10 protein-coding genes and 1 pseudogene are annotated in these 7,218 nt (G+C 39.5%); 5 read left to right on the top strand and 6 right to left on the bottom strand.

Going from position 1 to position 7,218, the window contains the following annotated elements; translation table 11 throughout:
- Window positions 1-50 precede the first annotated feature (50 nt).
- From VB740_RS34945 to VB740_RS34935, 3 genes are all read right to left on the bottom strand, one after another.
- A complete protein-coding gene (locus tag VB740_RS34945) occupies window positions 51-857 on the bottom strand; it encodes a HEAT repeat domain-containing protein (protein ID WP_323204394.1) in 807 nt (268 codons plus the stop codon).
- A 123-nt stretch (window positions 858-980) separates the two neighbouring features.
- On the bottom strand, window positions 981-1,778 hold the full coding sequence (locus VB740_RS34940) for a sugar phosphate isomerase/epimerase family protein (RefSeq protein ID WP_323204393.1): 798 nt from the start codon (window positions 1,776-1,778) through the stop codon (window positions 981-983).
- Window positions 1,778-2,479: a hypothetical protein gene (locus tag VB740_RS34935; RefSeq protein WP_323204392.1), complete on the bottom strand. Its 702-nt coding sequence runs from the start codon at window positions 2,477-2,479 to the stop codon at window positions 1,778-1,780. Before VB740_RS34935 ends, VB740_RS34940 begins: the two co-directional genes overlap by 1 nt.
- Before the next feature lie 110 nt (window positions 2,480-2,589).
- Between VB740_RS34935 and VB740_RS34930 the strand changes: the two genes are divergently transcribed.
- Window positions 2,590-2,988 (top strand): hypothetical protein, encoded by a 399-nt coding sequence (locus tag VB740_RS34930; protein WP_323204391.1) that lies wholly within the window; start codon window positions 2,590-2,592, stop codon window positions 2,986-2,988.
- 88 nt (window positions 2,989-3,076) lie between these two features.
- On the top strand, window positions 3,077-3,643 hold the full coding sequence (locus VB740_RS34925) for a GIY-YIG nuclease family protein (RefSeq protein WP_323204390.1): 567 nt from the start codon (window positions 3,077-3,079) through the stop codon (window positions 3,641-3,643).
- Between the two features lie 17 nt (window positions 3,644-3,660).
- On the opposite strand, the pseudogene VB740_RS34920 reads toward VB740_RS34925, so the two are convergent.
- Window positions 3,661-3,764, bottom strand: a pseudogene (locus VB740_RS34920) (HU family DNA-binding protein); the annotation flags it as partial.
- A gap of 112 nt (window positions 3,765-3,876) precedes the next feature.
- Here VB740_RS34920 and VB740_RS34915 point away from each other — a divergent pair.
- From VB740_RS34915 to VB740_RS34905, 3 genes are read left to right on the top strand one after another with little or no spacing between them, the layout of a single operon-like run.
- Window positions 3,877-4,386 (top strand): DUF393 domain-containing protein, encoded by a 510-nt coding sequence (locus VB740_RS34915; protein WP_323204389.1) that lies wholly within the window; start codon window positions 3,877-3,879, stop codon window positions 4,384-4,386.
- Between the two features lie 48 nt (window positions 4,387-4,434).
- Window positions 4,435-4,599: a hypothetical protein gene (locus VB740_RS34910; RefSeq protein WP_323204388.1), complete on the top strand. Its 165-nt coding sequence runs from the start codon at window positions 4,435-4,437 to the stop codon at window positions 4,597-4,599.
- Between the two features lie 12 nt (window positions 4,600-4,611).
- Complete coding sequence (locus VB740_RS34905; protein ID WP_323204387.1) at window positions 4,612-5,136, top strand: isochorismatase family cysteine hydrolase; 525 nt, start codon at window positions 4,612-4,614, stop codon at window positions 5,134-5,136.
- An 87-nt stretch (window positions 5,137-5,223) separates the two neighbouring features.
- Here VB740_RS34905 and VB740_RS34900 read toward each other — a convergent pair whose 3' ends face one another.
- Together VB740_RS34900 and VB740_RS34895 are read right to left on the bottom strand one after the other, a co-directional pair.
- Window positions 5,224-5,874: a hypothetical protein gene (locus tag VB740_RS34900; RefSeq protein WP_323204386.1), complete on the bottom strand. Its 651-nt coding sequence runs from the start codon at window positions 5,872-5,874 to the stop codon at window positions 5,224-5,226.
- A gap of 415 nt (window positions 5,875-6,289) precedes the next feature.
- On the bottom strand, window positions 6,290-7,218 hold a 929-nt coding region (locus tag VB740_RS34895), incomplete at its 5' end, for a GIY-YIG nuclease family protein (RefSeq protein WP_323204385.1).

Genomic DNA, 7,218 nt, shown 5'->3' with positions numbered 1-7,218 from the left:
TAAAAAACAAAGGCAATAGTGACTATGTTGCAATTTAAATGCCGATTAGCTTAATCTATTGCTTTATCTTGTCGCAACATCCCTATTGCGAGTAACAATGTGCGACGAAGTTCTACGTTTCTTGTTTGCTGCCAGCAATTTCTGAGATGATCAAATGCTTCCTCTAATCGTGATTCACCCAACGTCAATGCTGCTAACTCACAGATTTGCTCCTTTGGGTCAAAAAGAAAACCAGCAACTATTGCAAGTGAATCAGTTGGAGCTAATTGTAACAAAGCACTGAAACACTCCGAAATCACCTGTGGTGCTTGATCGCCGATGCGGGTTTTTAAACGAAGTAAAGGTACACCTTGGGGATTTTCTGTGTAGGCGATCGCCTTTGCAGCAGCAGTTCTTGCTTCTGGTTTGGGGTCAGCTAGTAGATCGGCTAATTCGTTCATTACGTCTGAGTAGTTCATTCTCACCAGACCTAAAGCACATATACCCCGAAGATGGGCAGCAGTATCTTCAACTCCTCCCCATACTGGCTCCATCTGAATATGTCGAATCCCTTGCAGAAAAAGGTTTTCATCGCTGTATTCTAAGTGATACAGTGCTTGTGCTATCTCTTTCTTGGCAAGACAATTTTGGTCTACTTGTGTGGGTTTGACCATCATTCGAGCAAAAGCTTCTACAAGATCGCCAACCAACTCAGTCATAGTAGATTCGCCTACTATCTTGGCTGCTTGGGCAACAGCTATAGAATATTTACTCTTAAGACCTTGGCGTAAAATTATGATCCCTTCCTCACTTGTGGGATGCTCTCGAATTTGGGCAAGAATAGATAAAGTTTCTTCTAGTTTTCGTGATTTTGGCATATATCATCCCACAACCAGGCGCTCTATTTTGGACTTAAAGCACTTACCAGTAGTAAAATGCAACAAGTATTAAATATGTCTGGTTTGTTATCTGAATCTATTAGTGCTTAGTCTCATTTGACATTAAAAGCTTACTATTAAAGCAACGATCCGCTCGTACTCTTGCTGTACTACTGAAACAGGCAATCGATTTAATCGGCTTTCTAGCACAAGTGGAACTCCCACTGGAAATTGAGTAATATGCGATGTCCACCAAGTATGGGGTGTAATGCGTGAGTGAATATCTTGCCGTCCATCATTGTCTGAGATGTGAATCTCTAAAAGTTTCTCTGGTGGAAGTCCCAACCATTCATTCAACAGTATTTCGGTTTTGTCACGCCAAATATTGAGATGGGCCAAGTCAACAACTATCTTGACTTGGGGAACATCTTGACAAAATTGAGCAAGTTCTGAAGCATTATCTAAGAGGTTCTCAACAGCACTATTTGGGAGTGTAGGATACATTGTTTCTACACCCAGAACAATACCTCGCGTCAGACAAAGCCGATGAAGACGATGAATGTTTTTTACAAATGTTGTATACGCTAAGACGCGTTCAGTTGTTTTACAGAAGTTTCCCCCATGCACTGAATAAGCGGTAACACCCATACTAGCTAAATAGTCTATCAGTTGCTCAAAATATTTCCAATCTTGAGGTTGAGCTAGGTTGAAAGGATAATGGCGTGCGCTCCAAACAAAAGCGTGATGCGCTCGATAGACCATTCCCTGTTGTCTAAAATCCTCTACTGCTTGCGCTGAATCAGTATCAGGTCGAGGCCCAATTGCTAGCTCAATATACCGGATTCCTGCATTCCAAAATATTGTTAATGCTTCACGGGTTGAAACTCCACCATAGGCTGACAAGCTCAAATACAATTGCATCAGTCTTCCTCTATGGATGAATAATTAAAAATAGCTCTTCTAGGTTTAAGTGCGAATATTTTGAGGGAGTAACCTACTAATGTGCTGATTTCAGCCGCTAATTGCTGTTTTTGTGACTCTGGATATTCCATATCTCTAAGTAAATATTTTACGTCACCATAAATGTAGTCCTCAATTTGCCCTTTTATAGAAGTTTCACTACACTCGTTGACGTTATATATGCGTTTTAATGGTATTTCATTGAGCGAATGCTCAACTGAACCTAATTTTAGAGACAGAGTATAGCTATACCCGATAAAGTTACGTTCGTCATCATAACCATTCAGGTCTTCGTGAGTTTGGTAGTTGCTCAAACCTATCGGTAGTTTGAGCATTGCCAATAACCAAGTAGTTGGATCTTCTGCAATACTAAATTCAGATTGGCGCGTGTACCAATTATTACTTTTAGTCTGTTTTAACTCTTGCACAAATGTTCTTAGTCCTGGTGTTGACAACAAGCAACGAGCATCATGTGCCAAAGCATCAGTAATTCGTTTGAGTTCTATTGCTTGTGCTTCTACTAAGCTCTGTTCTGCGTCACGAATTTCTTGCATTCGTGTAATGACCAACTCTTGCAAAGAAGCAATTTGTGGATCGAATTGGCTGGAATGATCTTGTACTAATTCTTCATACAAAGAAAATAGGGAATTAGAATCTGCCATAGCATTCCTCAATTTGGAAGTACAAAGTATTAATAACTATTGCAGTTTGAAGCTGTTGAACCTGGTTTGATAGTTCTTTTGTACTAATATACCACTAACTCTTTCAATCGATGCTTCAACGCAAAATTATTTTTTATCCAGCAGTTGCTAGGAGGATTTTGATGCCCAACTGGAGTGCGATTGAAGCTAGTTTTTTACATCTAACCCAACCACAGCAATTGGGTGAATTAGCATCAAGTCTGGCACACTTGAAGTCTTGGGTACAAAGTAGCGATTGTAACCAAGTTATTTCAGTATTGTTACACGAAAGTTTGTTGTATTTGTCTTTAATACAGCAAAATAGTGAAACCTATAATGTCGAATTAAACCAACTTCAAGACTTGTTACAAGATTGGCAACGCAATTGGGATACCATCAAGGAGCAATCAAGCCAAAGGGTAAGCATAGCTGATGTTGCTTCTAATTGGTCAGAACGAGTTTTAAATATGTCTGGTTTATTGAGTTCTTAATCAATTAGCCCCTAGTCTGAGCGATCGCCACTGTCATCTCTGTGTTGAAATACTTTATCATGACTCTGGTTGCACTCAACAAACATCTTTGGAACCCCAACAACTCAATCTCTTTGCCAACAATACAATTACACCTAGCTACGGTAGAAAAACAGACACTCTGCTGATGAGTGCTGATGCTTTACAAGAATGGAAATCGCGCATACTGACTCATCAGCAACGGCAGCGAGAAAGCCAACCATTACAGCAGACTACACTGTTCGACCCCACCTCCAACCACTGCGATCCCAACGCAATTGACCCACTGAAGCTACACCTTGTCCCAATGTCTTTCTACAGAAAACCTGCTGATAGCTCTGGCGATACTTGTCTATATTTTATTTTGGATTCAGCAGGTGGGCTAGTGCTATATGTTGGGGAAACGTGCCGCAGTAACAAGCGATGGCAGGGTATACACGCCTGCAAAGATTACATCGCCAGCTACCAGGATTTACATTATCGCTATGGGTTAAAAACAGCAGTCAACGCCGCATTTTGGTGGGATGCTCCGGTTGATCGACGCACACGGCAAGAGTTGGAGTTGAACATTATTTTGAAGTGGCGCAGTCCATTTAATAAGGAGAACTGGGAACGGTGGGGCCAGCCTTTTGGGTAGGGTGGCTTACTTATGCTTTATGGCGCTACTTTTTCTTTAAACTGTAACAAGCAGAGAATGCAGGCACAATGGTTGCTGGAATTCTCATTGGCTCATTGGTTTTGGGATTACGCCCTTCACGCTAGTAGCGATGCCGAAGGCGGCAAGCTACGCGTCGCTCGAATGGGCCAAACCCTATAATTCCAGAGGCGTTACGCTTGATGTAAGGAAATAAACTTAGTTAAGATCCCAAAATGTCCTCACCACAAATCCAATCCTACGGTTGTAACAACTCTCTAGACCAGCCTTTATCCACTCTGCCGTCGTGGAAAATCAAACTGCTGTATGACGGCCAATGTCCCTTGTGTCTGCGTGAGGTTAACTTTTTGAAAAAGCGGGACGCGGGTCGAGGGCTGGTGGCGTTTGTAGATATTGCAGCTGATGACTACAATCCCCAAGCAGATGGCGGTGTTGACTATGAAACTGCAATGGGGCGTATTCATGCTGTGTTGCCAGACGGAACGCTAGTTAAAAATGTTGAAGTTTTCCATCGCATTTACGAAATTCTGGGTATGGGTTGGGTCTATGCTGCAACTTCCTTACCAGTTATCGGTGCTATTGCCGACTTCCTATATGGAATTTGGGCAGATTGGCGACTTTTTCTAACAGGACGACCAGATTTAGCGACTATTGTACGAGAGCGTTCTTCTCGACTTGCTTGCAAGACCCAAAGTCGTTGTCGCTTAATGGATGAAGATGACTAAGCTCAGTTTCACAATAAACGATGTCTTACTGCACGCTTAATTAAAATTGTGACTCGTGAAGGAGCAAAAACAGTGGAAGCTTTACTACAAAAAACTTGTGTTCTTTATAGTGGTGATTTGCCGCCAGTAACTGAGACTGAAATTGCTGAACTTCAGCCTCAGATACGTAATTGGAAGATGATTGAGGAGAATGGTGAGTCATCATCTAAATAAATTCTGGCACAAATGAGCGAAATGCTTCTTGTAGTAGATATGCAAAACGGGTTTATGTCTGACAAATGCAGACATATTATTCCTATTGTCATTAAATCAATTGAGCATTTTTTAGCGGCTGGGAAACTCGTTGAATTCACAAGATTTATCAATACTCCTGACAGCAATTATGTCAAACTAATTCATTGGTCAAGGTTGATAGATGAACCAGAAACGAGCATTGTTGATGAACTTCAGCCATATATAAATCATATTTTTGATAAACCTTATTACTCTGCATTTACGGAGAAGTTTTCAAGTTTTATTTTAATTAATCAAATCAGCAAAATATATCTTTGTGGAGTTGAAACTGATAGCTGTATTTTGAAGACAGCAATTGACTCTTTTGAGCGTGGTATTGAACCAGTCATTATCGAGGATGCTTGCTTTAGTGATGGTGGTCAACAAGCACATGATGCGGGTATTTTTTTGCTGAAACGTAATATAGGAAAAAACCAAATTAAGACGACTGATGAGATTCTTGAAAAGATGTCATAAGCGCAAAAACTCAACATTGTTATTTCTCAATTAGCCAGACTTCAAAGAGGAACGCACTTTTTCAACATACTGAACAGGTACATCTTATTACTTAGAAATTATTTTCCGGCGTTGACGCAACAATAAACTAGCACTAATTATTCCTATACCAACCAATGTTGTAGTATTTCCCGCTTCCGAAACTTTTTGAGGAACCGTAAAGGAACCACTTAAGACAACTGTACCTGTGGTTCTAGGTTCCGTTGTTGCATTCAGATTGAAAATTACGTTCTCCGAAAGCGTTAAAATTCCTGTTGCACCTTGAAAATTACCTTCTCCACCTACAATTGTTGTAGTGCCGGAAATCGATGCCGTAAAATCTTCAACGTTACGTATAGCAGTACCAGTAGTGCTTGCAAATAATTTATCGTCACCGCTACCCAAAAATGTCTCAGTAAGAATTGGTAATCCATTTATACCAAACTCTGTGGCATCTTTAACTATTGATTCCACTCCTGTATTGTCATTCCTTTCGATATAATTCATTCTTATAAAATTAGTCAAACCATAAGGCGCATCAGTACTTTTACCCGTTACAGTTGATTTAAATACATTATCCTGAATCGGTTGAAAAACACTTTCTGTATTGTAAGTAGCCTCAAAAGGAAAAGTAACTTCAGCATCCGCTTTTGTCACATTTAACCCCAAACTCAGCAATGCTATTTGTATGAACGATAAAGCGAGGTAGCCAAGTTTCATACGTTTTTATCCTTTAGTAATAAATACATTCGTAGTAATTTTAGATAACGCTACTAAAATCATTTCATTAGGAAATTTCTCAATTAATTAAAATTGGAGGATTTCAGCATTAAAACGTAGTTTAATGGTTGCGAGTCCCACATTACATTGCTACTCGCACCCCGCAACTTTTAGTAAACTATTATTTAATATTTTTATCTGGGCAAAATAAAAATAATATTTACTAATTCTTTATTAGTACCTAAAGTATATAAATTTTCGGTGAATTTACTTTAAGTAAATAAAAATAGAAATATCAAAATGGTATCTCTCATGCAGCAGATTAAGGGATTCCTGCGGTGGTAAACTATGCCCCCCAGTTCCAGTTTCTTAGAGGAAAAAGGGCGATCGCAGTAGTTCATACCAAAATGAAACGCTACACAGCAACTTGAATCAAGCTAGTATTCTCCTCAAGAATATCTATTTCATCAAGAGATAGTATTTTAGGTTGCATTTGTTGCAGGTCGCACAGCACCATTTTGGTATCCTCAGCATTAAACTTATAATACTCAGTTAAACTTCCGATGGGATAATTAAAACCCTGATAGCGGTGTTTGAAATACAGTTCAACATTACCTCTATGCTCCCAAGTTCCTAATACTTTAATAGCAACACTCGAATAATGAGCAAGTAAATCAATTTTTACTTCTGCTACTCGCTTGATAACGGGTCTTTGGGTTACTCCTATCTTGTAGATAATTCCAATATTCGTTTCAATTTCTAAAAAATACAGGTTAGAGGATAAAATACGTTGAAGTTGAGCGCGGTATAGTTTTAAATCAGTAAGTCGATATGCCAAATCTGAAGCGTTTTTGTACAGAGCGTGTTTAAAAGCTAGCTCAAGTTTCAGCAGTTTTTTAAGTAATAGCGGCTCCTGCACATCGTTGAATTGTGATAACTCTAGCGCTCCAACAGGAACTTTACCCAAATCACTAAATTCATACTCAGGTGGTTTAATGCAAACATTTTTTCTCAACATTCCTGCTTTTATCAACCCTGGAGTAACTAAGCAAGAACTAATAGGGTAATTTTTGGCTCCGTACTCCTGCCAAAGCAGTTTTAATTGTGCCAAATCCTTGCCAGATAATTGAATATTGAAATTATCATAGAGTGGCAGTGTTGGAAATTCCCGGTTAGCTACGGGGCGACAAGTTTCTCCATAATGAGCAAAATGATGCTCTTTCACCTTGCCTTTCTTGGCAGTTAAATCACTATGACAGTAAGGACACTTAAGTGAAGTCTTCCCCCTGTTGATATCTTCAATACATATCAAGATACCTTCTTCATTTACACCATATTTTAGCC

The organism is Nostoc sp. UHCC 0251 (assembly GCF_034932245.1).
Lineage (GTDB): Bacteria > Cyanobacteriota > Cyanobacteriia > Cyanobacteriales > Nostocaceae > Nostoc.
The sequence above is the reverse complement of the archived record's forward strand: the minus strand, read 5'-3'. Positions and strand labels throughout refer to the sequence as shown.